Below are 26,254 nucleotides of genomic sequence, written 5' to 3'. Positions count from 1 at the left end.
GAGGGCACGCGCTCCGCTACCACAATCTCCCACGGCTCCCCAAGTTCCCGCCCACTAGCTAGTCTGCCCTACCGCTCGCATCCAATGAGCTAGTTGTGCCTATCGCCACCAAGAGTAGGATTAGGCCTTGGGAAGGTGGGGTAGTACGGCGACGCGACGCCTTACATCGACGAATGAGCGTTGCGTCGACTGCCCCGCCCAAGCCCATGCTATGCAACACAGACGGCCCGACTTGGCGATGTCCAAGCGGGCCGCTCTTGCTTGCCTCATTCCCATCACCACCCTTCGGTGAGCGAAGCCTTATGGGGCTACGGCAGTCTTTGTTTTTCAAGGAGTGTCGAGCATGAAGCCCATTACGTGTGTCCTAGCCGAAGATGAGACCGTAAGCTGGAAGCTGGTCTTATGTCTACGTCGGGACTGGGCGTCCACCGTACAGGCGATTGTCGAACGACGAATTGCTGGCGACCGAGCCGCGGACCACATTGTAACGACGGGCACGCGACAAACTAATGGCGATGATCTTAGACGCCCTTTGCGACAACTAGGGAAAAGGCCCCACCAGCCGTAGCCGGCGGGGCGTCTGCTAAAAGATTCTACGGCGAGAGAGTTACCCCAGTCACCTTGGTCGCATCGTCATCTGCGGTTGAAATCGAGACTTTTGCGCCAACAGCAACTTCCGGCGGGATCGCCACATCGGGCGGCACGGTGAAGCTCTTGCCGTCCTCCAGGGTGATGACTTTCGTCTCCTTGATATATTCCTTGACCACGCCGTCGACGGAAGCGGCCCAGGCTACACCGCTCATGAGAGCAGCGGCACCGAGTGCAATAATGAGTTTCCTCACGGTCGTTCTCCTTAATTGAGCCCCCGGCCCTACCAACGCTTTCCTTTGTGCATGGTTGCAAAAAAGCCCCGCCACCTTCGGCAGTGGGGGCTCTATCTGCAGAGCTACCGGCCATAGGGCGGTGATGTCAGAGCCAAGCAATTGAAAGGTAGGAAACAAGTGCGTCATGTGGCGCAGACCCAAAAAAGCTGTTGTATTTTGGCAACTATACTAAGCGAATTCTAGGAAGCGGACATGAGTCGTATGAACTTCTCGGTCACATGTTACATTCTGTTGGGAGATGAAATCGGAGAGCTGTTGTGAATAAGCTTTTGCTAACAAGCGTGTTCTTGCTCGGGCTATCAGGCATCGCTGCAGCGGCCGATGCGGTCGTGCTTGAGCCAACCCCTGAAATTTTGCCGGCAGGGTTTGTCTGGACTGGCGGTTACGTTGGTCTGCAGGCGGGTTATGGTTGGGGCGATGGCGACCTGTCGTCTCCCGGTGGACTGGCTACCGCCCCCGCGGATATCGATGGCTGGTTGGGAGGTGTCTATGCCGGATACAACCACCAGCTGGCCAACAATGTCGTGCTGGGCATCGACGCCGATATTGCTTGGTCCGGCATCGATGGCTTCGGCCAAGCATTCATCTTCGGCTTTCCGGTTCCAAATTCCGGAATTGACTACGATCTGAATTGGACGGGCGCTGTGCGCGCCAAGCTCGGATATGCCGTGGATCGGTTCCTGCCTTACATCGCCGGTGGCGTGGCATTTGCCGGGGCCAACGGAACGTTTGTTTCCGGTGGAACGCCGGTTCAGGAATTCAGCGACACCCTCGTAGGATGGACGGTTGGTGTTGGCGTGGAATATGCTTTCACCGACAATCTGCTTGCCCGGGCCGAGTACAGGTACACCGACTATGGTGATCTGGACTTCACCTTAGGTGGAACCGATGGCAGCTTTGGCTTCAAGACTAGTGATGTTCGGGTCGGTTTGGCATACAAATTCTGAACAGCAGTCATCTGACGTTTCAAACCCCGGCCTCGCGCCGGGGTTTTGGTTTGCCCAGAAGTACCGGCGATGCCGCCTTCACGACCATGTGGAGGCAGCTGCTCGGAATGGGCTCGCGCAACAGATAGTCGGCGGCGGAGCCGCGCTCCCGATGTGCGTACAGTACTGGCAGCCTTGGGGCCGCTTCCCGACGGACCGCCTTTGAGCTGAGTTCAAGGATAGCCGCCATTCCTTCCTTCCCCGGGCCACTCCGACGCCATGGAGGGAGCCTTCGCGTGGCGGCTCGACCGCTTACCCGGCAGGTTCAGCGAATGGAACGTGATCTCGACGCGCCACGGCCGAAACGCTTGCGCTCTTCGTCCGCTTTTCGCTGTCGATCACGCCGCCATTTCGTGCTCAGGCTGCGGCGCAGGCGAAGGGCCGGGAGCGGTTCGACGGCTTCGTGGAGACGCTCGGCAAACGTCTTCAGAAAGGGCAGAGCTTTCTGCGCGAAATTCCGGACGACATGCCGCCATCCACGGTTGACGATCAGCCTGGATGACCCCAGCGCGGCCAACGCAAATATGAAGTTGCATCAGCACTTCATCAAATGTAGTAACGTAACTACATTATTGATGGAGGTTGAAATGCCCATCACGACTTTATCGAGCCGCGAGCTCAACCAGGATGTCGGGCGCGCCAAAAAGGCGGCTTTGAATGGCCCGGTGTTCATCACTGACCGGGGCAAACCCGCCCATGTGCTTCTCAACATAGAAGACTATCAGCGACTGATCGGAAAGAGCCGAAATCTTGTCGAGGCATTGTCGATGCCGGGACTCTCCGAAACGGATTTTCACCCGCCCCGCGTCACCATTCCAAGCCGCGAGGTCGATCTCTCCTGATGTTTGTCCTCGACACCAACATCATTTCCGAATTGCGCAAGGCCGGGGACGGCAAAGCGGACCCGAATGTTGTCGCGTGGCTATCGCGAAGCGATGCGACAAGCTTCTTCATCTCCGCAATCTCTCTCATGGAGCTTGAAATCGGCGTGCAACGCATGGAACGGCGCGACGCGGAACAGGGCATGCGCTTGCGAACCTGGATGGACACGCACGTTATCCCGGAATTTGCCGATCGTACGCTCCCCGTCGATGCGACAGTCGCGCTGCGCTGCGCACGATTGCATGTGCCAGATCCGCGCGCAGAGCGCGAGGCACTGATCGGCGCGACAGCGCTGGTCCATGGCATGACAGTTGTCACCCGAAACCTCGCGGATTTTTCTGCGTTCGGAGTGGACCTCGTGAACCCCTGGGAAGCCCAAAGCTAGCGGTCGATTACACCAGACCCGACAGTCTGGAGCGACGCAGCGATACAGCGGCCGAACAGCGCGGAGCCACGGTTGTGTCGATCCGTCTGATGCGCCCTTTGTCGAGGCGGAAGACTCCGTTGTTCCCGCCCTGCTTTTCAAAATCGACGAGCAGATCCCACGCTCCCAAGGCTAACGTCACTCATCAGATTTGACCGGGCAGGGTTGCAATTGGTTAAGGCATGGCAGTCTGGCTGCGGAGCAAATCCTCGATGGCTTTCGACTTGATCGGCCTGCTGAAGTGGTAGCCCTGTATTTCGTCGCAATGATTGTCGTGCAGGAAGGCAAACTGCTCGTCCGTCTCGACGCCCTCGGCGATGACCCGCATATTCAGTCTTTGTCCGAGTGAGATCACCGCCGCTGCAATACCCCGATCGTTCTCGTCGCGAGCAAGGTTGCGGATGAATGACTGGTCGATTTTGAGTCGTGCCACCGGCAAGTTCTTCAACGCGCTGAGGCTCGAATAGCCCGTCCCGAAATCGTCGATTGCGAAATGGACGCCAAGCGCCTGCAATTCCTTCATTGTCGCAATAGCCTGGTCGACGTTCCTCATGAGAAGGCTCTCGGTCAACTCCAGTTCGAGATATCGTGCCTCCATGCCGCTTTCTCGAAGCGCTCGTGTAACGCGACAGATCCAGTTCTTCTCGTGGAACTGACGACCCGAAACATTCACGCTTACATTGACAGGCGACAGCCCGGCATCCTGCCACGCCTTGTTTTGGCGACACGCCTCATTCAGCACCCAATCACCGAGCGGTACGATCAGCCCTGTTTCTTCGGCTAGTGGAATGAAATGGACGGGAGAGATCACACCCTGCGTAGGGTGTTTCCAGCGTACCAGAGCCTCGACGGCAAAAATGCGCCCCGTCTGGAGATCCACCTGGGGCTGGTAGAGTAGATAGAATTCGCAATGAGCAATGCCGTGGCGCATCGCCTCCTGGAGTGCCAGCCGTTCATGAACTTTGGTGTTCATCTCGGCCGTGTAGAACTGGAAGCCGTCGCGACCAGCTTCCTTGGCTTTGTACATTGCAGCATCGGCGTTCATGAGAAGCGTCTCTGCGTCCGAGCCGTCGTTAGGGAAGGTCGCCACACCCATGCTGCAGGTGACGTGGAAAACCTGTCCCTCAAAGGGCACAGGCTCGGCTATGGCCGCTCGGATTCGGTTGAGGGTCGCCGAGATGGCGTCGGGGCTTTCGGGCTGATCGACAAGCAGGATGACGAACTCGTCGCCACCCAGCCGCATCACAGTGTCGGTCGCCTTGACGCAATCGACCATTCTATTCGCCACGATCTTTAGCAGCGCGTCGCCGGCGGTATGACCCAGGCTGTCGTTGACCGTCTTGAAATTGTCGAGATCTACGAACACCACCGATACCCAGGGGTTGTGGCGTTGGGTTTGCAACATTGCCTGGGTCAGGCGATCCTTGAGCAGGCTGCGATTGGGAAGGCCGGTCAGTGTGTCGTGATGGGCCAGGAAGATGATCTGGTCTTCTGCGCGTTTGCGCTCGATGGCGATAGCGGCGATCCGGGTCGTCAATTCTGTAAGATGCGTTTCGGCCGACTTTGGCTCGCGTACTTCGCGCGAATACATCGCAAAGGTGCCTAGAACGTCTCCGTGGTGGGACAGGATTGGCGTAGACCAGCAGGAGCGCAATCCATGGAGCGCAGCCAGTTCGCTATAGTTCTTCCATAGCGGGTCGCTTGCGATATCGGCAACGACAACTGCTTGCCGCCGATAGACCGCGGTGCCGCAGGAGCCGACGTCCGGACCAATGGCGACACCGTCGATTGCCTTCGAATAGTCCGCGGGCAAGCTTGGCGCTGCCCCGTGCCTGAGATGGACACCATCCTCGTCAAGCAGCAGGATCGAGCCGAACACACCGTCAAGCTGGGCTTCCATCAGGCGTACCAGGCGATCAAGGACCTCTCCCAAAGGAGCGTTCATCGCAATCATTTCGAGGACGAGTGCCTGTTCTTCCCGCACGAGATCGGCCTGTCTGCGTGCGGTTACGTCGCGTGAAATCCCAACAAGACCGATGATTTCGTTGTGGTCGTTGCGCAAGGGGACTTTCGATGTCGAAAGCCATCGCTTAGCGCCGGTCGAATCCAATACCATTTCTTCCATGTCGATCATCGGGCGCCCAGACTGAATGACAGTCTGCTCGATCTCATAGAATTGCGCAGCGAGTTCGGGAGTGTGAAGTTCGAAATCCGTCTTGCCGATCATGTCCTGGAGTCGTGCACGGCCATGAATGTCTGCGACGGCTTTGTTCACAACCAAAAAACGGCATTCAAGATCTTTTGCGAATAGATAGTCTGGCACCTGGTCAATCATTGCCCGCAGCAGCCCCCGTTCGGTGGCCCACTCCCGTTCAGCGTTCTCACGATGCTGAAACTCAGCCTCAAGCCTTTCGACGGTCGCGATAAGCCGATTGACTTGCGTCTGGCCGGCTTCGGCACGGTAGTCGAAGCGATTCGACCCGGTCTTCGGCACTTGGTTCCTCTCTATCAGGCTCCGCCTTCAATGGACGACGAGGCATTACCAGCGTCTGCAAACAATCTTTCAGGATGCCGCCAAAAGACCTTCCCGCAGATTAACAGATTGAGAAAAGATCAAATAAATGCGGAAAATTGCAAACGAGCTCCCCCATCGCTCTACCAGCCACAAGTTCACAAAAACTGCCAGGAAGAATTGGACAGGTTTATCGATTGAGGAAGATCACTACTGAAGACAAGCACTCTGGCAATGCAAGGCGCTAGCGCGCCGCCTTTGTAAAGGCGAATTCTCTCTTCCTAGTGGCACTCCCCGCCCGTCGCTGACGCCGAACCTTCCAAGGCATCATATATCCACGTCAAGCAAGCCCCGAGCTGTGCCATTCCCACGGGTCGGCAACCTGTGCGACCGAGAGAGCGCAAACGGCCGGGATTCGACCGCTTCTCGGATCGCCGGTGGAACGGAATTCGCTCCCGACGCCGGGTGTTGCGGCAAGGGGAGCGAAATGGTTTCCCGGTTTCATTTCCTGACCATGTTGGCAAAAAAGCGCCTGTCCCGTCGGGCCGCAGCGTCTAAATTTCTCGGTGACCCAGAGTTCAATACCGGGGCCTTTTGTCGGAGACCACAATCAGCCTTCCTCCAACATTTTGGCACCGTTTGCACACCAGCTTCGACGCCAGCCGCCTTTCGGTGACGAAGTCGTAATGGGTACCATAGACTTTGATCAGTCCATCGAGATCTAGCGAACGTAAATGACCGCAGCGCGCATTGCCGCAATACGCGCTTAGGCCCATGCCTTGTTCGCGAATCTCGCCGAGCTTCATTCGCTGAGCGATCGGAACAAATATGTCTTCGGGCATCGGGGGGCTTGCTACCGCCACGAAAACAGGTTTTCGAAGCTGGGCCCGGTCAATATCGCCGATCGCGCTGACTGCCCTTTCTTCTGCGATGCGTATGAGGGAATTAATCTCATCCATTGCTTCGATATGCCCGCGAACAAATAGAGCTCTACGCAGCACGTGTAACGCATCTCTGGTTTCGCAAAGTGTCGTCCGGAGGGAGAGCGGCATTTCGCTCTCACTTCGTCGTGAAGCTGTCGGGCAGATAGTCGGCTTCAATTGCCGCAATGAAGGACCGATGGACGTCCCTTGTGCTGCAACAGTCAATAGGACCCTTCTCTCGACGAGGGGTCTCAGAAAACATACTGGGGTGAATGAATGTCATCGCATAGCTCCCGCTGGGGCGGGAGAATGTTCTGCGCTCTCAAGCACCAGCGCCCTTGCAATAGCTGATGACCAGTTTGTTTAACCACGTAAACAAGACACTGTCTATTAACTATGACACAATGAGACTGGATAGCGGTACGGCGGATGTTCGCATCGGTATCCTGATGAGACCTGAAAATGCCTTGGCGATGATACAGGAGCCGACCCTCGCGGACTGCCTTGCCTATCCACTGGCACTGAGAAAGCGGGAACTCTGGTATCCGGCCCACGGCGCGAGCGACAGCGCATTCCGGTCGTTGCCCGTTGCAGAGCGTCCGCGAGCTCACAGATGGCGATCAAGCAATTTCGATAAGCGAGGCGATCGTCACTTCCACGGCACATGAATCTGGTTCAACCGGAGTTTAAATCTCATCATTTGCAGTCGTTTTGCAGACCTTCAATAGTCCTCCGGCACTCAAACGCCAGAGCGGGCCGTTTGCCGTGTCCAGGAACGCCGATATGGGGTGATCACGCTAGGCGCTGGATCCATTGTAGGAACTCGCGGATGGCCTTCTCCTTACCGCGTCGCTCCAGGTGAACGAGATACCATCCGCCGGGCTGCATGACGTCTGAGATAAGCGGTGCCACAAGCGTACCGGCGGCAATATCGGCCTCGACCAGAAACCGCGGCACGACCACCACCCCCTGCCCATTGATCGCAGCCTCAATGGCGAGCAGGTTACTGTCGAAGAGTGGTCCTGTCTTTTGCGAGACGCCGGTCAAGCCGACGCTCGCCGCCCATGTCGCGGCGTCCTCCGTGGTTCCGCTGACCGCAAGAAATGAGCAGGAACGCAGGTCCTCCGGCACCTTGATGGCCTGGGCGATGGCAGGGGAACAGACACCGACGAGCCGTTCCCGGCGCAGCTGCGTATATGTCAAGTTCGGTCGGTTCGGTGCGCGCGTGTAAATGAAGCCGATGTCGGCGCGATCGGCGTTAAACTCCCAGTCAAGCAGACTTGCATCGAGGTTCACGGCGATTTCGGGAAACGCTTTCTTGAACGTCTGGAGCCTCGGTATCAGCCAGCGCACGGCCACGGTGACATAGACCTGGACCGTCAGCGAAGCGGGTGTGTTTTTCTGCCGGATCAGATCCGTGGTCAGAGCGATCCGGTCCAATGCATCCTGCACGACCGGATAGTAGACCGCACCCTGTTCGCTCAACTCCACGCGGCCAGGCAAGCGCAGGAACATCAGCGTTCCGAGGTATCGCTCCAGCGAGGCGACCTGATGGCTGATTGCGGATTGCGTGACGCGGAGTTCTTCTGCCGCCGCTTTGAAGCTCATCAGCCGCGCCGCCGCCTCGAATGCCCGCAACGTCGTCAGGGGAGGCAAGATGCGCCGGACCATCTCGTAAATCCACATGAATTCTACTCATGTAGACTTGATTTCTAATCGTTTGCAAGGCGCCGGACCCATTTTCATACTCGTCCAACAAAACCAAAAATGGGGAACGAGAAAATGAAGCATCACCTTCTGAAAAGCAGCGCTTTAGCCGTGACAATGGCGGCCTGTTCGCTGTCGGCAACGGTGGCTTTTGCGCAAGAAGGCTGCGTTCGTGTGCTCGGCTATGAGTCTGACGGCGAAAAACAGACCATGGATCCGGCCGCCCTCATTGGCACGGACAGCGTCTACCATATCCGCGCCATCTACGAGCCGCTGGTCGACCGCAACAACACCATGCAGCCGATGCCGGCCCTAGCCGAATCTTGGGAATCCAATGCCGACGCGACGGAATGGACATTTCACTTGCGGAAGGGCGTGAAATTCCACGACGGCTCCGATTTCGATGCAAAGGACGTGGTCTATTCCTATCGCCGTCTGCTCGATCCCGCCGTCTCGCCGGGCGGCTTTTCCACTCTCGCTTTCCTGGACCCGAACGGCATTGCCGCCATCGATGACCATGTGGTGCGCTTCAAGTTGAAGCAGCCCGTGGTCGAACTGCCGATGCTGATCGCGACCAAATATGCGCTGATGGTGCCGGAGGGCGCCAAATCGGAAGACTTGCGCGTCAAGGGCAACGGCACCGGCCCCTTCATGCAGGAAACGTTCACCGTCAACGGCGCGGTACGCGTCATGCGCCGCAACGCCAGTTACTGGCGCGCCGGCCTGCCGAAGGCGGAATGCCTGGAGATCACCACCAGCCTGGAACCGACTTCGCGTCTTTCGGCGCTGCTGTCAGGCACGGTCGACCTGTCGCTGACGGTAGATCCTGCAAGCCTTATCACGCTAAAAGACAATCCTGCCGTTGAGCTGGTGGCAACACCGGGCGCAACGTCTTTGTACCTAGCGGTGTGGACAGACACGCCGCCCTTCGACAACCTCAAGGTCCGCGAAGCGATGAAACTGGTGATGGATCGCCAGAAGATCCTGGATACCGTGCTGCTCGGCTACGGAGAAGTAGGTGGCGATACGCCGATCCCGCTTTCCTCGCCGCTCGGCCTCGGCACACCCGCAAAGGCAGCGGATGTCGAAAAGGCAGCAGCCCTGCTCACCGAGGCCGGCCACCCCGACGGCATCGATTTCGATCTCTACACCTCGGATTCCTATCCCGGAATGATGCTGCTTGCACAAGTTTATGCCCAGATGGCCGAACCAGCGGGTATTCGCGTCAACGTTATCACCTCACCGGCCGAAGGCTATTGGGATACGATCTGGCTGAAGAAGCCGGCTGTTATCTCCTACACCAGCGCCCGTCCGCCGGCCGAAGCTCTGACGCTATCGCTGAGCAGCAAGTCTGAGTGGAACGAAACGCATTGGAAACGCGACGATTTCGACGCACTTGTCGTCAAGGCAGGCCAGACAGCAGATGAAAAGGCGCGCAATGATCTCTACCGCGAAGCCCAGCGGGTGGTCGCCGACGAAGGCGGCATGATCCTGCCAGTCTTCACATCCGTTGTCGCAGGTTTGCGCAAGGGCTGCGCAGGCTATCAGCCGAATGTCGACGTAAACCGCATCGACTATGCCGAGCTGACCTGCAGCCGGTAAAGCGCCCTCTCCTCCTCCCAGGACACTCGCATCCACGGGGCAGGTCGCCCCGTGGAAGAGGATAGCTGTATGACGACTTCCGCCCTGATCACCTTCCTCACATGCTTTGCCAACGCGCTCGATCGAGATGCGCGAAGCGTGTCGCAATCCCACGCCGCCCGGCTGCGCCAGCTTGCGAAACGATTGCCACCGATGAACGACGCTTCGCCGGGTCGCGTACCGATACAGGCAGCCTGCGAGGCAGAATTGGCATCCCATGCGGCACAGTCGCCGCTTGCCCAGGCGCTTGCGGTCCTGTTGCCGGCAATCCACGTGACTCGCAGCAAGAGCTATCTGGCCAACCCGCCTAGCAACGATTTCGGCGAGAACTACGGCTATGGCGTCATCTGCGGCCCTGATGGCGGACCGCCGGCGCTGATCAAGGACCCTGATATCGCCTTCGGGTTGATGTTCCTGGGACCAAGAACCCACTATCCGCTACATCATCACCCGGCTGATGAACTCTACTACACTGTCACCGGTCCTTCCTACTGGCGGGCGGGCGTAACGGACTGGACGAGGCGGGGCATCGACGAAATCATCCACCATCCGTCATGGCTGCCCCATGCTACGCTTTCGGAGGAGCGGCCTCTTGTGCTTCTTTATGTCTGGGAGGGCGACCTCGAGACCGATGCGGCCTTCATACCCGATGCCGCGACGGCGGGTGCCGCCCCTACTTCCGTGGGATTGGATGCGACATGAGCGTTTTTCGCCTCCTCGCCAGCCGGATCCTGTTTTCGGCCCTGACGCTGCTTCTCGTCTCGATCCTGATCTTCCTGATCCTTGAGGCCCTTCCCGGTGACGTCGCCACCCGTATCCTCGGCCGCGATGCCACCGCCAAGGCACTGGAAGTTCTGCGCGGCCAGCTTCATCTGGACCAGTCTGCCCCCATCCGGTATTTCCGCTGGCTCAGCGACTTCGTGCGCGGCGATCTCGGCGTATCGATCGCCACCGGCCGGCCGATCGCCGATGTTCTAGCCCCCCGCATCGTCAATACTCTGCTCCTTTCGCTCTTTGCCTTTGCGATCTATCTCGTGCTTGCGCTTGTTCCCGCAATCATCCAGGCCACGAACCGCGGCAAGGTCGTTGACCACGTCATCTCGGTCATCACGCTCATCCTGCTGTCGCTGCCGGATTTCCTGCTCGCCACGATCCTGCTCTTCGTCTTTGCAGTCGCGTTGCCGATTCTGCCTGCTTTGGCGACGATCTCGGAGGCCAGCACATGGCAGGAGACGCTGCGCGCAATGGTCCTGCCCGCCGTCACGCTCGCCATCATGATGGCGGTCTATGCCATCCGCGTCTTGCGCGACAGCCTCATCGAGGTGCTGCACTCCGACTATGTGCGTCTCGCAGAACTCAAGGGCCTGCGCCCGCGCACCGTGCTCTTCCGCCATGCCCTGCCGAACGCCATCGTGCCGGCGCTCAATGTCACCGCACTCAATCTCGGCTTCCTGATTGGCGGCGTCGTAATCGTCGAGCGAGTGTTTTCTTATCCCGGCTTCGGCACGCTGCTGATCGATGCGCTGCAACTGCGCGATGTTCCCTTGATTAAGGCGACGGTGATGATCAGTGCAGCCGTCTATGTCGTCGCCAATCTGGTGGCCGACGTCCTGGCTGTCCTGCTCCAACCACGCTTGAGGACAAGCCGATGAGCACGATTGCGTCCAATCCCTCGAGGCGGTTCGCCCGGTTCGGTGCCGAGCGCTGGCATGCCGCACCCGGCCCGTTCAAGGTTGGTGCGGTCATCCTCGCCACCCATGTGCTCTTTGCCATTGTCGGCTTTTTCTGGACCCCCTACGGCTTTGCCGAAATGGGAGCGGGACTGCCGCTCTCGGGCGCATCCTTTCAGCATCCGATGGGCCTTGACCAAATTGGTCGCGACGTCTTCAGCCGTTTCATGCACGGGGCACATATCGTGCTTTTGCTCGCCTTTGCAGGCACGATCCTGGGCATGGTAGCCGGCACCACTCTGGGCCTGCTTTCGGGCTATGTAGGCGGCTGGTTCGACGAGATTGCCCAGCGCATCGTCGAAGCAATGATCAGCATCCCCTTTTTGGCACTTGCGCTGGTGATGATCATCGCCGCAGGCCCAGCACTTGCTGGGGAGCCAGTGTTGATCGTGCTCGTCGTCGGCCTGGTCTATGCCCCGCGCATAGCCCGCATCGCGCGCGCGGCCGCCATGGAAATCGCGACGCGTGAGTATGTTGCGGTGGCAGAACTGCGTGGCGAAGGCACATGGTCCATCGTCTTCCGCGAAATCCTTCCCAATGCAGCCAACGTGCTTCTCGTCGAGTTCTCATTGCGCCTCAGCTATGCCCCGATCCTCATTGGAGCGCTCGGCTTCCTCGGATTCGGCATTCGCCCACCGACGCCGGAATGGGGGCTCATGATCAGCGAAAACCGCAATCTCCTGATCGCCTCTCCAGTGACCGTGTTCGGGCCCGGCTTGGGCCTCGCATCCCTCGTCATCGGCTTTAACCTGTTCACCGATGGCCTTTCGCGCATGCTTGGCCAGCGGCCAGTGGCGGGAGCGTGAACATGAAAAAACTCATCGAAGTCCGCAATCTCAACATCGCCTATGGTGGGAAGGCCGGCTGGACCAACGTGGTGCAGGACGTTTCCTTCGAGATCGCCCGCGGTGAAGCCTTCGGGCTCGTTGGCGAATCCGGCTGCGGCAAATCCACTGTCGCTTACCGCCTGCTTGGCTACGGCACCATCAACAGCCTGGTTCAGACCGGCGAGGTAGTGTTCGACGGCATGGATCTACTCAAGCTTGATACCTCGGCACTAACACGCCTGCGCGGCAACCGTATCGCGCTCGTTCCGCAGAATCCGACAACCTCTCTCAGCCCAGGCATGCGAGTCGGCTCGCAGATCCGCGAAATGATCGCAACGCACCGGGCACTGCCTGACGGCATAAGCATGGAGCGCCGCGTCGTCGAACTCTTTGCCCTGGTCGGCCTGCCCGACGTGGGTCATCGCTACCCGCACGAACTCTCCGGCGGCCAGCAGCAACGCGTGGCAATCGCCATGGCTGTCGCCTGTAATCCGGACCTGCTCGTACTCGACGAGCCGACCACCGGCCTCGACGTCACCACCCAGCGCCAGATAATCCAGCTTCTCTGCGATCTTCGAGCCAGCATCGGCATGGCCATGCTCTACGTGACGCACGATCTGGCGCTGCTCGCCCAGATCGCCGACCGGGTGGGGGTCATGTATGCGGGCCAACTCGTCGAGGTCGCGCCCTGCAACGAGTTGTTAGCTGCGCCTGCCCATCCTTACTCCCGCGGGCTCATCGCCTCGATCCCGACCGTGGATGGAACCGACAGACAGGCCGGAGGGCTGCGCGGCGTGCTGCGTCGAGACCAGATCTCCACCGGCTGCAAGTTCGAACCACGCTGCGATTTCGCATCCGGGCCATGTCGCACCACGCCGCAGGTTCTGCAGCCGGTCGGCGATGTGCGGTTCGTTGCCTGCATGAAATGGCGAGAGGCCGCGGTACCGCAAACGCCGGCTGGAAAGCCAAGTCAGCGCGTCGAGACCACAAGGCAAGACACTCTGCTTTCGGTCACCGACTTGAACCTGTCTTATCGAAAGCCTGGCAGTTTCGACAGGTTCTTCCGAAAGTCGATCCCTCCCGTCGTGCGCGATATCGACCTCGAAGTGCGCGCCGGTGAGGTGGTCGCGCTCGTTGGGGAATCCGGCAGTGGCAAATCGACGATTGCGCGCGCAATCAGCGGACGCCTGCCGCCGCAGTCGGGGTCGGTCAGCCTAAACGGGGACCTGTTGGCCCCGGCGCTGAAAAGCCGTTCGGTCGAGCAGTTGCGCCAGATTCAGTACATCTTCCAGAACCCGGATGCGTCCCTGAACCCCCGTCGCCGTATCCGGGCGATCCTCGAACGCCCGCTGGATCATTTCGGGATCGAGACTAACGAGATGGCTCTCGCGGCCGTATTGGACAACGTTGGCCTGCACGCGGGTTATCTCAACCGGTTTCCCGACCAGCTTTCTGGCGGCGAGCGCCAACGCATTGCCATCGCCCGCGCGCTGCTGGTCAATCCCAAACTACTGATCTGCGATGAAATCCTGTCAGCACTCGACGTCTCGGTGCAGGCCAGGATCGTCGAGCTGCTGCGCTCCCTCAAGGAAAAGCACGCGGTTGCGATGCTCTTCATCTCACACGACCTCGCCGTCGTGCAGCAGCTCGCCGATCGGGTTGCTGTGCTCTATCGCGGTGAGATCATGCAATTGGCCGATACCGGCACGCTGCTTGGCGATTCGCTCCATCCCTATACGGAAATGCTGCTCGACGCCGCCCCCGGCCTCAGCAAGGATCACTACGTCTCCCATCCCCCCGCCATTCCGACGTCGCGGGCGGTGCCGGGCATCGGCTGCCCGCTCGTCGGCCGCTGTCCCCGCCAGGTCGGAAGCAACTGCGCCGAGACTCGGCCACCGGTTCGCCAAACCGGCAGCGGCTATATCCGCTGCCACGTTCCGGTCGACGAATTGGCATCTCCTACAGTTCGTCCGGGTCTGAAGCCCTTGAGCGTTGAAACTTAATTGGTCTGGTTTGCCCTGACCAGGAAGGTACCGCCCAAGCGAAAGGTCCAGTCAGTACCTTTTCGAGCTGATCACTGGAACACCTGGGGGAGAGTACCCCTGGTCCGCGACTGGTTAGCGCGTGGCGACGCTCGGCTCAAGTTTCCAGCCAAACGCGACAGCCGTTTTTGCGGCGCAGGACGTCGACTCGGGGGGCCGTAAGCGGTCTGTCAGATTTCGGTAGAAAAAGGCGGAAAGCTGCCATTTGGCAGTTTGATACTTGCCTTCAGGTCGCCTTGTCTAACGGCCCAAAAAAAGCGGTAGTAAATCGCGCCTATGAATTATCGACCCTGCCCCTCACCTTCCGAGGCTTTGCAAATCGCCGAAGCTGCGTTTCGCTCGCGATACAACGGTGCATTGTTTGCGTATGTCGCGGGATCGATCATGCGAGGACAAGGCACGCGCCTGTCCGACATCGATCTGGTTGTCGTTTTCGACTCTCTCGAAGCGGCTCGCCGCGAGTCCTTCGTTTTCAGAGGGGTTCCGGTGGAAGCCTTTGTTCATGACATCGGGACGCTGACATGGTTCGTTCACGACGACGTATCGCGCGCCAGGCCCTCTATCCTCAACATGATCGTCGAAGGTCGGGTGATCGGCGATGCTCCCGAGCGCGCCGAGGTGTTGCGCGAGACGGTATCGGCTCGCCTCTTTGCTGGGCCAGCCCACGTTAGGGCAAGTCGAATTGAATGCCCTGCGATATGAGATCACGGATGCGATTGACGATCTGCGTGGCGACCGAACTGGCGCCGAGGTGCTGGCGATAGGCGCTATGCTCTATCCGAAGCTGGCAGAGCTTGCCTTGCGCGGTCGAGGTCACTGGAACGGGATCGGCAAATGGACGCCGCGCCTTTTGGCAGCCGCCGACGAAACTTTATGCGACAGGTTTGACGCAGCGTTCCGGGCGCTATTTGCATCAGCAGTATCCGACTTGGTGATCGCTTTGGCGGAAACTGAATTGGCTTCACATGGGGGTCCGTTGTTCGACGGGTACCGCCGCACCGCTCCTGCATCTTGGCGCGCGTGAGCCGATGACTACCTTTCTCATTCCACGGCCAAAGACCGGACAAGCAGGAAGCCCCCTGCTAACTTACCGCGCGCGCAGAACGCTCGGCAGGATGTCGAAGTGTTCCTTGAAGCTTTTCGAAAAATAAGATGCGGATTCGAAACCGCAGGCCATGGCAATATCAGTCACCGACATCTCGGTCATTTCGACCAGCTGTCGAGCGCGGCGCAACTTGAGCGTCAGGTAGTGCTGCCTTGGGGTGGTCGACAGATGACGTTCGAACAGACGCTCGACCTGGCGTCGCGACAACGAGATTTGTTGGGCAATTTCCTGGAGCGACAGCGGTTCCTCGATGTTCCTCTCCATCAGCTGCAGGATGCGTGATAGCTTCTTTCCGGCGCTGCCGAAGCGCAATCCAGGCAGCAACGACTGGGCGCTTGCCCCGTCGCGCCAGCGATCGGCCGCGAGATGCTGGCAGATGCTGCGCGCCAGCTCGACGTCGCAATGCTGCCGCACCAGGTCCATCGCGAGGTCGAAGGCGGCGAGTTCGCCGGCGCAGGTGACGATGGAGCCGTCGCGGACGAACAGCGCATCGTCGATGGCGAGGCCATAGAACGTCTCGTACAAAGCCGCCATCTTGCCCCAATGGATCGTGCAGTGGGCCCCGTCCAGCAGCTTCGCTTCGGCGAGCAGCCATGTTGCGGTGCCTAAGGCATAAATCGGTACGGCGGCGCGGTGAATGCGGCGCAGGAAGCTGCGCAGCTCGCTTGTGCTGAAGCGCTCGACGCCTTCTCCCGCGCAGACCAGCACGGCGCTGCGCGGGCAAGCGATGAACGCGGCTTCGTCCGCGAAGACGTTGCCCGACACCGCCAGCGACATGTCGCTGGCACTGACGACCGAATGGCCGTCAAGGCTCGCCAGCTGCCAGCGGAACAGGCTCTTGCCCGACAATGAATTGGCCATCCTGAGCGGCTCGATCATCGATGCCAGACAGAGCTGGGAGAAACCGGGCAGGAGCAGGATCTGGAAGCTCGATACGACGGCATCGGGCACGGCGGTTGAGCTGGAGGAGAGAGCCTGACCGGCGCGCCGCCGGACTTCGAGGTCAAACGACACTGGTCTGTGAGCTATATTCACTTCCCTCCCCCCGCGGTCGTTGTGGGCCGTTGTCAGCCCTTCGACCGACGAATTTCGATGAACGGCAAGGACACGACAGTGGCCGGGACCAGTCCGATGCTGGCGCCTTCGTCATCCTTCAATTCGACATCGACCTTGGTGCCCGGCGCTGACAGCTCGGTTGGCAGGAAACCGAAGCTGATGGCACGCCTCAGCGTCGGGCTGAATGCCAAGCTCGAGGCACGCCCCACCGGCTTGCCGGCGTGGAAGGCCGGCATCGAACCCCAGTACACCCTGGAAAGAGCAGTCCCATAGGCGCTCTTCTCGGCAGCCGCGGTCACGATCTCGCCTGCGTCATATTGCAGTCCGACAAAACGCCGTCCCAGCTTGGTCGATGCGGCCGCAGCCTGGAGCGCCTGCTTGCCGACAAAATCGCTGCCGAAATCGATCAGCCGCCCAAGGCCGGCCTCGATGGGCGTGATGTTCAAATCGTCGGTGACGTCGACGCGTGCGGTGCGCGGGTCCGGACCGGCGCCGTTGTAATCCGCCGAGACCAAGATCAGGCCAGCCTCGATGCGGGCGACGTCGACCGCATACTCGCCTGCCGGCATGACGCCAAACGGTTGACCGATGGCCTGGAGTTCTTTCCACACCTCAGCACCCGCCGCCTGGGGCACCCAGAGCTCGAAGCCGAGTTCCCCGGTGAAGCCCTGCCGAGCAACAAGAACGTCATGGCCGGCAATGGTGGCGCGTCCAATCTGCGAGAATTTGAGGCCGGACCAGTCGTGGCCCGTCGCCGCCTGCATCAGATCGAAGGCGCGGGGGCCCTGCAGCGAGAGGATGCCGTAGTCGTCGGAAGCGTTGCGAATCTCGACCTGCAGCTCTGCTGCCTGGCTGGCAAACCATGCGTGGCTCGTTTCTCCCGAGACAATAAACCAGTCGTCCGCCAGCCGGAAAACCAGGCCGTCGCCGACGAGAAGACCGGCGCGATTGCACCACGGCGTGTACATCACATGGTCGACTTCGAGCCGCGTCATGTCGCGGGTCATCAGCCGGTCGACGAGGCGATGCGCGTCGGGGCCACGCAACTCCATCTTGGGCAGCGGCGACATGTCGATCATGGCAACGGCGTTGCGGATGGCCGCAAGCTCCCGCGGCATGCTCGTGTAGACGTCGGGGACGATGTGTTTGTCCCACGCATACCACCAGGTGGTCCGCACCTCGGCGCTGCTTGCAGCATGGAACGGTGTTCCGTTGCCCGCCAATTCAGCCTTGTCCAGCACTGTCTTTCTCCTCCGAACTTGTGTGTCCCGACTGTGCAGCCAACGGGGCTTAGAGAGAATACCGCGCCAACGGCAATCCATATCCCTGATGAAAGCCGGGATGGAATTTATCTAATGGAGGTCTTATTCTGCTTTACCTAATCAAGGCAGAGAGTGTGGTTGCATGGACTCTATCGTCGACGTTGACCACGGCTTCGCCTTTGGCGAAACGACCTATTCCCGCGGCGGCGTCTATGGGCCGTTGTCCAGGCAGTATGTCAGCCTGATCTTCGTCCATAAGGGGCTGATTAGGGTTACCTGCGACGACGAGAAAACGACGGTCATCGGTGGGCAGGCCGCCTTCTTTCGGAATGATCGCCTGTTCTTGATCGAGATGGAGCGCGACATCCTACACCGGGTGGGATGGTGCGAGGGCGTGCCCGGCAAGATCTGGGCGAACGGGCCCTCTCCACTCGCCGGCGCCTCGCCTGTTGTCCCCCTAACCGAAAGGCTGGCCGACCTGCAGCGAATCGGCGTTGAGCTCGGCTTTTCGTCAAGCACGGGTCTCAACGACGTGCGCAATGCTGTTGGCTACGCGCTCTACACCGCCTTGTTCCATGAGGCGCAGCTCACCGCACGCGACCGGTTCGTTCCCAAGCAGGTCCTGCGGGTGAAGCGACACATGGATGAAAACATGGACAAGGACATCACAGGTGGCGCGCTCGCGGCCATCGCCAACCTGTCGCCGCAACAGCTGATTTCGTCGTTCCGCAAGCACATTGGCGTCACGCCGATGCGCTATCTCTGGCAGATGCGGGCCAATCGTGGCCGAGCCCTGCTGCTGCAAAGCGGCCTGTCGGTTTCCGAGATCGCCTATCAATGCGGCTACAAGAACCCGTTTCATTTCTCGCGCCATATAAGGCAGAATTTTGCGATGACGCCGACGGAGATCCGCGCGAACAAGGGCTACCGTCCTCCCAGCGATGTGCTGGAGAATCCAGGCAATACGGCGTTCTGAGATCGCCAGAGAGTATTCTCTCTATCTCCCTGTTTTCGAGCAATTGCGAACGCAAAGCCGCCTTTCCGGAACTGCTCTGGAACGAAACAGGCGACATGCCGGCCGCATGTCGCCTGTTGGAGATATCGCTGCAAGGAACTGCTGCGAAAGCCGGCCCGGTCATTCCCTGGCGTAGGGGATGCCCAGCCTCGCCGGCTGGCCGGACCGGAAGCGCAGGCCCATCAAGAGGCCGATCGAAGCGAGATAGGGCAGCGCGAGCAGCAGTTGGTGCGGAACCTGGGCGCCCACCACCTGCAGGTGGGTGGCCAGCGATTCCAGGAACGCGAAGGCTGTCACCGCGACGAGAACGCCCTTCGGCCGCCAGTTTCCGGCGATGAGCGCAACGATGACGATCCAGCCGCGACCGGCAGTGAAATCGGCCAGAAACCGGTCGGAAAAGCCGAGCATGAGGAAGCCGCCGCCAAGGCCCGTCATAGCACTGCCCAGCATGACGGCTGCATATTGCCGGGCCGAAACGCTGAGGCCCTTGACGTCGAGCGCCTTGGGATTTTCACCAAGGCAGCGCAGTTCGAGCCCGTAGCGGCTGCGATAGAGCAGGAACCAGACGACCGGCACGACCAGCAGGGCGACATAGGTCAGGGCACGTTGCGAAAACAGCACCGGGCCAATGACGGGAATGTCGGAAAGCAGTGGGATGGCAACGTCCTGAAAGCCCGAGAAGATCGGTTGCGGCCGGCCCTGGATATAGCTCTGGAACCAATAGAGCGTGAGCCCGCCGGCAAGCAGGTTGAGGCCGAGACCGGCGATGAAGTGGTCGACGCGCAAGGTTGCGGTCATGAAGGCAATGACGATGCCCATCAATGCGCCGGCGACGACGGCTGCCAGCACCGCCAGCCACAGCGAGCCGGTCGCCGTTGCAACGAGGTAGGCGGCAAAGGCCCCGGTGAGCATCGTGCCCTCGACGCCCATGTTCCAGATGCCGGCACGCTGGGTGATCAGCTCGCCCATCGCCGAAAACAGCAAAGGGGTCATGATGCGGATGGTTGAGGCGAGGATGCTGATGATGATCGCTTCCTGGAACAGCTGGCTCATTGGACGGCAACCTTCATGACGATTCGATAGCGCGCCAGGACGCCGGCGCAGAGGAAGAAGAACAAGGTGATGCCTTGCATGGCCGGCACCAGCGAAGCCGGCACGTCGCCAAGCACCCGCATGTAGACGGCACCGCTCGCCAGGCCGCCGAAGAACAGCCCGGCAAACACGGTTCCTATCGGGCTCAGGCCGCCGATCATGCCGACAATGATGCCGGCATAACCAAGGCCGATGAGATTGTCGGCGCGCAGGCGGTGAGAGACGCCAAAAAGCTCGATGGCGCCGGCAAGCGCTGCAAGTGCGGCACTCGCCATCATGATCACGCTCACTGTACGGGCGATGTCGACGCCCTTGTGGCGCAGGGCCTCCGGATTGTAGCCGAGGCCACGGATTTCATAACCCAAAGGCGTGCGCGACATGACGAGCGCGCAGATGGCGGCGGCGAGGAAGGGCAGCAGCACCCCGGCATGAAGACGGCTGCTGCCGAACAGCGCCGGCAGGAAAGCTGCATCCGGCAGCATCGGCGACTGGTGGTATGCAACCGTGCCGCCAGTCTCGCCCCAGGGCCCGCCCTGCAGCAGCCATGAAAGCAGATAGACGACCAGATAGTTGAGCATGACCGTCGAGATGATCTCGTTGACGGCAAAGCGGCTGCGCAGCACCGCCGCGATCCAGCCAAGCCCCATGCCGGCCGCCATGCCGAAGGCCAGCACGCCGGGAAAAAACAGCACCGGCGGCAGACCGGCAAGCAGCTGGGCGCCGAGATAGCCGCCCATGGCGCCAGCAAAGACCTGCCCTTCCTGGCCGATGCTCCATATCTGAGCGCGGAAGGCGATGACCGTCGCCAGTCCGGTCAGGATCAGCGGGGCGGCCTTGACCAGCGTCGTTGCCAGCGCCTTAGGCGAACCGACCGAGCCCTGCAGCAAGGCGCCAAAGACATCAGGCACATTGGCGCCCGTCGATGCGATCAGAATTGCCGAAGCCGCCAGGCCGGCTACAATGGCCATGATGAAGGAAGCGAGCGTCCAGAGTGCGTTCGCCTCCATCCTGCGTTCGAAGACGATCATGCCGACACCCTTTTCTTGCTGGCCGCGGTTTCCCCACGGCGGCCGGCCATCATGACGCCGACTTCGGCAACCGTGACCGTCCTGGGGTCGACGATGCCCATGATCTCGCCCTTGAACATCACGGCGATGAGGTCGGCGAGGTTGAACAGGTCGCTGAGCTCTTCCGAGGCGAGCACGATGGCAAAGCCTTCGGCGCGCTTCTTCAAGAGTTGCGTCTGCACATATTCGATGACGCCGACGTCGAGGCCGCGCGTCGGCTGGTTGGCGAGCACCAGGCCCGAGGCATGCAGGAACTCGCGGGCGATGATGATCTTCTGGGCGTTGCCGCCCGAGAGCTTGCCTGCCGCGACATGCTCGTCGCGCGTGGCGATCTGGTATTCGCCGATCATCTCCCGGGCCAGGCCAGTGATCGCGTCGCGATCCATCAGCGGGCCCTTGCAGTATTTCGGGTTGCGCTGCCAACCGAGGACGACATTCTCGGCGACGCTGAACTCGGGCACCAGTCCTTCGCGGAACCGATCGTCGGGGATGTGCCCGACGCCGCGGTCCATCATCGCCCGCGGCGACATGCCGGCCACCTCCTCACCCTTGAAGATGATCGAACCGGCGGCCGGCCTGCGCACGCCGCAGAGCACCTCGAACAGTTCCTTCTGGCCATTGCCGGCAACGCCGGCAATGCCAAGGATCTGGTGCCTAGCGACCGAAAAGGAAACATCCTTCAGCACCGCATCGCCCCAGAAGCCGCGGGCCGACAGGCCTTCGACGGCCAGGATCGTCTCGCCCGGCGCAAGTTCGGGCTTGGTGACGGTAAAGAAGACATCGCGGCCGACCATCAGCCTGGCCAGTTCGTCCGGCGTGGTCTCGGGCCTATCGAGCGTCGCCACCACCTTGCCCTTGCGCAGAACCGTCACCCGGTCCGACTGCATCACCTCGACCAGCTTGTGGGTAATCAGGATGATCGACATGCCGCGGGCGCACATCTTGCGCACGATGTCGAACAACACCCGCGACTCGCCCGGCGTCAGCACCGCCGTGGGCTCGTCGAGGATCAGGATCTGTGCATCGAGATAGAGCACCTTGAGGATTTCGACCCATTGCTGGCGCCCGACCGGCAGTTCCCAGACATAGGCATCGAGATCGAGATCGATGCCGTAGCCGTCGCAGATGCCCTTAAGCTTCTGGCGCGCCTCGGCGGCATTCAGCCGCCAACCCGACCGTTGCGTGCCGACGATGATGTTTTCGAGCACGGTGAATTCCGGAACGAGCACGAAATGCTGGTGCACCATGCCGATGCCGTGGCGGATTGCGTCCATCGGCGAAGCAATGTGCACGGGCTGGTCGTGCAGCAGGATCTCGCCCTTGTCGGGCCGGTAGAAGCCAAAGATGCAGGATGAAAGCGTCGACTTGCCGGCACCGTTCTCGCCGAACAGGCAGTGGATCTCGCCGCGGCGAAGATCGAAGTCGACATCGTCGTTGGCGGTAACCCCGGCGAACCGCTTGGTCAGGCCTTCGACACGCAAGGCAGTGGACATGAGAGGCACCAACTTTCGAGTGAGCGAAGGCCGCGGCAGGCGAAGGCGCCCGTCGCGGCCGGGCTTTCAACAGGCTACTTAGCCTTCGGATCGGAGACGTCGACAGGCACCTCGAAGCCGCCGGCCATGATCTTGGACTTAAGATCGTCGAGTTCCGCCTGGACATCAGCAGGCACGTTTGCTTGCAACTCGGCATTGGGCACCACGGCCGAGCCGCCGTCCTTCATCGGGAACCAGTGCTTGTCGGTGTTGCCGGCATAGGGCTTGCCTTCGGCCTTGTGCGCCCACCATTCGTCGACGATCCAGCTGACATCGGGATCCCACTGCGCCACGGCGCTCGACAGGACGGTCGAAGGCGAGAACGACTTCTGGTCCTGGAAATTGCCGAAGCACAGGATCTTGGCTTCTTCGCACGGCTTGAAATTGCCGGTGAGCTGGAAGATCAGGTCCGCCCCGGTGGCGATCTGCGCCTTGGTGTATTCGCCAGCCTTGGCCGGATCGTACCAGGACTCGATAAAGGCAACCGTGCGCTGCACGGCAGGGTTTGCCGCCTTAGCACCGGCGAAAAAGGCATTGATCTCGTCGTTGACGTCATCAGCCTGGAACGTTCCGACAGCACCAAGCTTGTTCGACTTGGTGAGCTTTCCGGCGGCATAACCAAGCAGGTAGGCCGGCTCATGAACACGCTTGTACACCCAGTACTGGTTGCCGCCGAGCCCTTCATTGCCTGAGCCGACGACGACGAAGAGGATGTCGGGAAACTCTTCCCGCAGCTTCTTGACCTGATCGGAATAGGTGCTGTGGGCCCAGATGACGTCATACTCGCCGCTTTCGGCAAACAAGCGCATGGCATCTCCGGCGTCGTCACCCCAGAGCGGATCGGTGTATTTCCAGGTGATATCGAGGCCATGGGGCTTTGCCACTTTTGCGCGTTCGAGCGCCTCGATCAACGTGCCGTCCCAGGCGCTCTCGATGCCTGCCGACAGGATGACGGCGATGTTGAGCTTGTCCGGATCGGCTGCCTCTGAGCGTTCAGGACTTCCGACGATGGCTGCGATGGCAAGCATCGCCAAGACTGCCAGCTTTCTGGCGAAATGTTCGAACATAGGATTGTACCTTTCCCTCTGGTGTCATTGTCTGGGTTCTATCCCGACTGTTCTTATTGTCGTGGAACCGCTTCCTCCTCGAGGCGGATCAGATGGTGACGCGAGCTTCCTCCGGCTCCGCCATCAACAGGCCGATGTCCTTCGTCCACTCGGCATGCCTAGAGATCGAGGATCAGCTCGGCGCTGCGGGCGCGCGAGCAGCACAGCGTCATGTGGTCGGCACGCTGCCTGTCGGTCAAAACGAGATCGCGATGGTCGGGCTCGCCCGAAATCACGCGGGTCACGCAGGTGCCGCAGATGCCCTGTTCGCACGACACCGGAATGTCGATGCCGCTTCCGGCCAGCACCTCGACGATGCTTCGCCCCGGCGCGACGTCGAAGCTGTGGCCGGTACTCGCCAGCGTGACCCTGAACGGCTGATCGGCTTGCGCCTTGGGAGCGGAATTGGCGAAATACTCACGATGGACCGCATCCGCCGGCCAGCCTGCCTTGGCCCTGGCAACCACGGCATCGAGAAACCCCGATGGACCACAGGCGTAGAGATGGGCGCCAGCCGGTCGATACGCCAGCAACCTGTCCAGGCTCAGAAGCTGTGCCGGTGGGCCGTCGTCGAGATGGAACCTGACCTTGCCGGCAAAGGGCGAAGCCTCGATTTCGTCGCGAAAAGCCAACCGGCCTGCACTGCGGGCACAATAGTGGAACTCGAAATCCCGCCCGAGCGACGAGAGCCTGTGGGCCATGGCTAGGACCGGCGTGACGCCGATGCCGCCGGCCAGCAGCAGCGAAAACGGCGCGGCCTCATCGAGTTCGAAGGCGTTGCGCGGCGTGCTCGTCTCCAAGGCATCGCCAACGTCTAACCTGTCGTGGACGTAAGCCGATCCGCCACGGCCGCCAGGCTCACGCAGCACGCCGATTGCATAGCGGTGACGTTCACGCGGATCGTTGCGGAGCGAGTACTGACGCGTGAAGCCGCCGGGCAGGAACAGATCGATGTGGGACCCAGCCGTAAATGCCGGCAGGGGCGCGCCATCGGGTGCAACGAGGTCGATCGCGACGATGCCCTCGGCAGCGGTCCACTTACGTGCGATCCGGAGTCGGAACCTGTTGTCGGCTACCGGCGCCGCGGGTGTGAGCCCGTTTCTCGTGAACGCCATGGTCAAGACGCCCTCCTCCATTGTTGGGCTGCCGGGCCGTCGTCCTGTGCTGGTCGGGCGCGAAGCACGGCCAGGTGATGGAAGCAGGTTTCGAAACGGATCGGCATCGTCTTTCCTGATATCTGCAGTTGCGATGATGCTGCGGGATCAACTCGCGATCGGCGCACCGAGGCCAAATTTGCTGGCCAGCCCACGGCGATATTCGAGCGACATGCGATCCGATGGCACATGGATTTCCTCGGTCAGATCGAGCGGCAGTTCCTCGGGATGCTGCTCCTCGACCATTGGCTTGTCCTCATCGTTGATCAGCAGCGCATCCTTGACCCAGTAGTCGGTGTCCGGATCACCGGAGGTGTCGGTCATCATCTGGAAGATGCGTGTCTCGCGCGCTGACACCGGGCAGACGGTGTCGGCGAAGTAGACGACGTAGTCGGAACCCTGCGGATCGATCTTGATCAGCGTGGAGAACGGATAGGTCAGCTCGTAAGTATATACCACGTCGCGCTCGTCGCCCTCGACGCCATCGTCGAAGCGGTTGAAGCCTTCGTGGTAAGGCAGCTCGAAGCGCAGGCCGTACTCCGTCTGCTCGACGTCGTAGGGAGGGATCGGATCGACCGTGCTGCCACCAAAGCTCTGCGTGTGCACCCATGGGAAATGGGCAACGTCGTTGAAGTTCTCGACATGCCGGCTTGCCGCCGCATACCAGGTGCCCTCAGGGACATAAACCTTCCGGAGAGCCGGGTTTGAGATGCCGTCCCAATCCGGCAGCTGCCAGATCGGCTCTCCCTTCAGGCACGTCCAGATGATGCCGTAGCGCTCGACCGATGCGTAGGTTTCGAGGCGCAGCTTGGGAGGTATGCGCCCTTCGGAATTGGCGATCGACGGGATCTTGGAACAGGCCCCGTCATGCCCGAAATGCAGCCCGTGCATCGGACAGACGATCTGGTCGTCCGTCATCCAGCCGGCGCTGATGCGGGTGCCGCGGTGCGGACACAAATCGCGGGCCACAGTGATGCCGGCCGATGTCTTGTAAATCACTAGGTCGACGTCGAGCAGCTTGGCGCGCACCGGCTTGTCGGCGATGTCGTGAACGAAGGCAATCGGATGCCAGAACGAGGCCAGGATATGCCAGTCGCTCGCGGCAAATGTGCAGCCCCGCGGCAGGTCGTTTCTTGTCTTGGAATTGTCGGCTGGCAGAAACACGTTTTCCCTCCGCAGGATGCGTCTTGCTGGCATGTCCAGGCGGCTTGATCGGCTCGCCTGTTGATGGATGGAGTATTCCGCAGCCCTTGTTTTCACGGAATGCCTGCGCGAGTCGAAAACATATCTGCCATTAAGATCATATT

23 protein-coding genes and 1 pseudogene are annotated in these 26,254 nt (G+C 60.5%); 12 read left to right on the top strand and 12 right to left on the bottom strand.

Annotated elements, in window-relative coordinates; all coding sequences use genetic code 11:
• Positions 1 to 593 precede the first annotated feature (593 nt).
• Entirely contained in the window at positions 594 to 842 is a 249-nt protein-coding gene (locus J1C56_RS16870; RefSeq protein ID WP_338001458.1) for a hypothetical protein, read from the bottom strand.
• A gap of 299 nt (positions 843 to 1,141) precedes the next feature.
• Between J1C56_RS16870 and J1C56_RS16865 the strand changes: the two genes are divergently transcribed.
• From J1C56_RS16865 to J1C56_RS16855, 4 genes and pseudogenes are all read left to right on the top strand, one after another.
• Entirely contained in the window at positions 1,142 to 1,831 is a 690-nt protein-coding gene (locus J1C56_RS16865; protein WP_214391200.1) for an outer membrane protein, read from the top strand.
• 237 nt (positions 1,832 to 2,068) lie between these two features.
• Positions 2,069 to 2,372 (top strand): annotated as a pseudogene (locus J1C56_RS32955) (CopG family transcriptional regulator); the annotation flags it as partial.
• An 85-nt stretch (positions 2,373 to 2,457) separates the two neighbouring features.
• Positions 2,458 to 2,712 (top strand): type II toxin-antitoxin system Phd/YefM family antitoxin, encoded by a 255-nt coding sequence (locus tag J1C56_RS16860; protein WP_214391199.1) that lies wholly within the window; start codon positions 2,458 to 2,460, stop codon positions 2,710 to 2,712.
• Entirely contained in the window at positions 2,709 to 3,137 is a 429-nt protein-coding gene (locus tag J1C56_RS16855; RefSeq protein ID WP_214391266.1) for a type II toxin-antitoxin system VapC family toxin, read from the top strand. Before J1C56_RS16860 ends, J1C56_RS16855 begins: the two co-directional genes overlap by 4 nt.
• Positions 3,138 to 3,351: 214 nt before the next feature.
• Here the strand turns inward: J1C56_RS16855 and J1C56_RS16850 are convergent, their stop codons facing one another.
• The 3 genes from J1C56_RS16850 to J1C56_RS16840 all read right to left on the bottom strand — a co-directional run bounded on the left by J1C56_RS16850 (position 3,352) and on the right by J1C56_RS16840 (position 8,297).
• Positions 3,352 to 5,670 carry a sensor domain-containing protein gene (locus J1C56_RS16850; protein ID WP_214391198.1) on the bottom strand — a complete coding sequence of 773 codons (2,319 nt, stop codon included), beginning with the start codon at positions 5,668 to 5,670 and terminating at the stop codon, positions 3,352 to 3,354.
• Positions 5,671 to 6,266: 596 nt separating this feature from the next.
• Complete coding sequence (locus tag J1C56_RS16845) at positions 6,267 to 6,836, bottom strand: hypothetical protein (RefSeq protein WP_214391197.1); 570 nt, start codon at positions 6,834 to 6,836, stop codon at positions 6,267 to 6,269.
• Positions 6,837 to 7,403: 567 nt separating this feature from the next.
• On the bottom strand, positions 7,404 to 8,297 hold the full coding sequence (locus J1C56_RS16840; RefSeq protein WP_246591457.1) for a LysR substrate-binding domain-containing protein: 894 nt from the start codon (positions 8,295 to 8,297) through the stop codon (positions 7,404 to 7,406).
• A 96-nt stretch (positions 8,298 to 8,393) separates the two neighbouring features.
• On the opposite strand from J1C56_RS16840, the gene J1C56_RS16835 reads away from it, so the two are divergent.
• The 7 genes from J1C56_RS16835 (at position 8,394) to J1C56_RS32945 (ending at position 15,582) form a co-directional block, all read left to right on the top strand.
• Complete coding sequence (locus J1C56_RS16835) at positions 8,394 to 9,920, top strand: ABC transporter substrate-binding protein (RefSeq protein ID WP_214391196.1); 1,527 nt, start codon at positions 8,394 to 8,396, stop codon at positions 9,918 to 9,920.
• A gap of 69 nt (positions 9,921 to 9,989) precedes the next feature.
• A complete protein-coding gene (locus J1C56_RS16830; RefSeq protein ID WP_214391195.1) occupies positions 9,990 to 10,661 on the top strand; it encodes a dimethylsulfonioproprionate lyase family protein in 672 nt (223 codons plus the stop codon).
• Complete coding sequence (locus J1C56_RS16825) at positions 10,658 to 11,611, top strand: ABC transporter permease (protein WP_214391194.1); 954 nt, start codon at positions 10,658 to 10,660, stop codon at positions 11,609 to 11,611. Before J1C56_RS16830 ends, J1C56_RS16825 begins: the two co-directional genes overlap by 4 nt.
• Positions 11,608 to 12,495, top strand: a complete 888-nt coding sequence (locus J1C56_RS16820) for an ABC transporter permease (RefSeq protein WP_214391193.1) — start codon at positions 11,608 to 11,610, stop codon at positions 12,493 to 12,495. The genes J1C56_RS16825 and J1C56_RS16820 overlap by 4 nt, the downstream gene beginning before the upstream one ends.
• A 2-nt stretch (positions 12,496 to 12,497) precedes the next feature.
• The gene (locus tag J1C56_RS16815; protein ID WP_214391192.1) at positions 12,498 to 14,519 is read left to right on the top strand and encodes an ABC transporter ATP-binding protein; all 2,022 of its coding nucleotides are present in this window, start codon (positions 12,498 to 12,500) and stop codon (positions 14,517 to 14,519) included.
• 315 nt (positions 14,520 to 14,834) lie between these two features.
• Positions 14,835 to 15,260, top strand: coding sequence for a nucleotidyltransferase domain-containing protein (locus tag J1C56_RS32950; protein WP_246591455.1), 426 nt, complete (start codon positions 14,835 to 14,837; stop codon positions 15,258 to 15,260).
• Positions 15,241 to 15,582 carry a hypothetical protein gene (locus tag J1C56_RS32945; protein ID WP_246591453.1) on the top strand — a complete coding sequence of 114 codons (342 nt, stop codon included), beginning with the start codon at positions 15,241 to 15,243 and terminating at the stop codon, positions 15,580 to 15,582. The genes J1C56_RS32950 and J1C56_RS32945 overlap by 20 nt, the downstream gene beginning before the upstream one ends.
• A gap of 63 nt (positions 15,583 to 15,645) precedes the next feature.
• On the opposite strand, the gene J1C56_RS16805 is transcribed toward J1C56_RS32945, so the two are convergent.
• Positions 15,646 to 16,542: a GlxA family transcriptional regulator gene (locus J1C56_RS16805; RefSeq protein ID WP_214391191.1), complete on the bottom strand. Its 897-nt coding sequence runs from the start codon at positions 16,540 to 16,542 to the stop codon at positions 15,646 to 15,648.
• A gap of 188 nt (positions 16,543 to 16,730) precedes the next feature.
• Entirely contained in the window at positions 16,731 to 17,960 is a 1,230-nt protein-coding gene (locus J1C56_RS16800; protein WP_214391190.1) for an aminomethyl transferase family protein, read from the bottom strand.
• A 163-nt stretch (positions 17,961 to 18,123) separates the two neighbouring features.
• Here J1C56_RS16800 and J1C56_RS16795 point away from each other — a divergent pair, with 163 nt between their 5' ends.
• Positions 18,124 to 18,957 (top strand): helix-turn-helix domain-containing protein, encoded by an 834-nt coding sequence (locus J1C56_RS16795; protein ID WP_214391189.1) that lies wholly within the window; start codon positions 18,124 to 18,126, stop codon positions 18,955 to 18,957.
• Between the two features lie 159 nt (positions 18,958 to 19,116).
• Here the strand turns inward: J1C56_RS16795 and J1C56_RS16790 are convergent, their stop codons facing one another.
• The 6 genes from J1C56_RS16790 to J1C56_RS16765 form a co-directional block, all read right to left on the bottom strand.
• Complete coding sequence (locus J1C56_RS16790) at positions 19,117 to 20,049, bottom strand: ABC transporter permease (RefSeq protein WP_214391188.1); 933 nt, start codon at positions 20,047 to 20,049, stop codon at positions 19,117 to 19,119.
• Positions 20,046 to 21,116, bottom strand: a complete 1,071-nt coding sequence (locus tag J1C56_RS16785; protein WP_214391187.1) for an ABC transporter permease — start codon at positions 21,114 to 21,116, stop codon at positions 20,046 to 20,048. The genes J1C56_RS16790 and J1C56_RS16785 overlap by 4 nt, the downstream gene beginning before the upstream one ends.
• Positions 21,113 to 22,648, bottom strand: coding sequence for an ABC transporter ATP-binding protein (locus tag J1C56_RS16780; RefSeq protein WP_214391186.1), 1,536 nt, complete (start codon positions 22,646 to 22,648; stop codon positions 21,113 to 21,115). Before J1C56_RS16780 ends, J1C56_RS16785 begins: the two co-directional genes overlap by 4 nt.
• Positions 22,649 to 22,722: 74 nt before the next feature.
• Positions 22,723 to 23,754 carry a BMP family lipoprotein gene (locus J1C56_RS16775; RefSeq protein WP_214391185.1) on the bottom strand — a complete coding sequence of 344 codons (1,032 nt, stop codon included), beginning with the start codon at positions 23,752 to 23,754 and terminating at the stop codon, positions 22,723 to 22,725.
• Positions 23,755 to 23,912: 158 nt separating this feature from the next.
• Positions 23,913 to 24,908, bottom strand: coding sequence for a PDR/VanB family oxidoreductase (locus tag J1C56_RS16770; protein ID WP_214391184.1), 996 nt, complete (start codon positions 24,906 to 24,908; stop codon positions 23,913 to 23,915).
• 147 nt (positions 24,909 to 25,055) lie between these two features.
• A complete protein-coding gene (locus J1C56_RS16765; protein WP_214391183.1) occupies positions 25,056 to 26,111 on the bottom strand; it encodes an aromatic ring-hydroxylating oxygenase subunit alpha in 1,056 nt (351 codons plus the stop codon).
• Positions 26,112 to 26,254 lie beyond the last annotated feature (143 nt).

Source organism: Aminobacter anthyllidis, assembly GCF_018555685.1.
Taxonomy (GTDB): domain Bacteria; phylum Pseudomonadota; class Alphaproteobacteria; order Rhizobiales; family Rhizobiaceae; genus Aminobacter; species Aminobacter anthyllidis.
The sequence above is the reverse complement of the archived record's forward strand: the minus strand, read 5'-3'. Positions and strand labels throughout refer to the sequence as shown.

Excerpts from the sequence above, each read along its gene's own strand:
- J1C56_RS16825 (WP_214391194.1), top strand. The coding sequence starts at position 10,658 with ATGAGCGTTTTTCGCCTCCTCGCCAGCCGGATCCTGTTTTCGGCCCTG.
- J1C56_RS16795 (WP_214391189.1), top strand. The coding sequence starts at position 18,124 with ATGGACTCTATCGTCGACGTTGACCACGGCTTCGCCTTTGGCGAAACG.
- J1C56_RS16835 (WP_214391196.1), top strand. The coding sequence starts at position 8,394 with ATGAAGCATCACCTTCTGAAAAGCAGCGCTTTAGCCGTGACAATGGCG.
- J1C56_RS16775 (WP_214391185.1), bottom strand. The coding sequence starts at position 23,754 with ATGTTCGAACATTTCGCCAGAAAGCTGGCAGTCTTGGCGATGCTTGCC.
- J1C56_RS16830 (WP_214391195.1), top strand. The coding sequence starts at position 9,990 with ATGACGACTTCCGCCCTGATCACCTTCCTCACATGCTTTGCCAACGCG.
- J1C56_RS16780 (WP_214391186.1), bottom strand. The coding sequence starts at position 22,648 with ATGTCCACTGCCTTGCGTGTCGAAGGCCTGACCAAGCGGTTCGCCGGG.
- J1C56_RS16815 (WP_214391192.1), top strand. The coding sequence starts at position 12,498 with ATGAAAAAACTCATCGAAGTCCGCAATCTCAACATCGCCTATGGTGGG.
- J1C56_RS16820 (WP_214391193.1), top strand. The coding sequence starts at position 11,608 with ATGAGCACGATTGCGTCCAATCCCTCGAGGCGGTTCGCCCGGTTCGGT.
- J1C56_RS16770 (WP_214391184.1), bottom strand. The coding sequence starts at position 24,908 with ATGGCGTTCACGAGAAACGGGCTCACACCCGCGGCGCCGGTAGCCGAC.
- J1C56_RS16790 (WP_214391188.1), bottom strand. The coding sequence starts at position 20,049 with ATGAGCCAGCTGTTCCAGGAAGCGATCATCATCAGCATCCTCGCCTCA.
- J1C56_RS16860 (WP_214391199.1), top strand. The coding sequence starts at position 2,458 with ATGCCCATCACGACTTTATCGAGCCGCGAGCTCAACCAGGATGTCGGG.
- J1C56_RS32950 (WP_246591455.1), top strand. The coding sequence starts at position 14,835 with ATGAATTATCGACCCTGCCCCTCACCTTCCGAGGCTTTGCAAATCGCC.
- J1C56_RS16805 (WP_214391191.1), bottom strand. The coding sequence starts at position 16,542 with ATGATCGAGCCGCTCAGGATGGCCAATTCATTGTCGGGCAAGAGCCTG.
- J1C56_RS16785 (WP_214391187.1), bottom strand. The coding sequence starts at position 21,116 with ATGATCGTCTTCGAACGCAGGATGGAGGCGAACGCACTCTGGACGCTC.
- J1C56_RS16840 (WP_246591457.1), bottom strand. The coding sequence starts at position 8,297 with ATGTGGATTTACGAGATGGTCCGGCGCATCTTGCCTCCCCTGACGACG.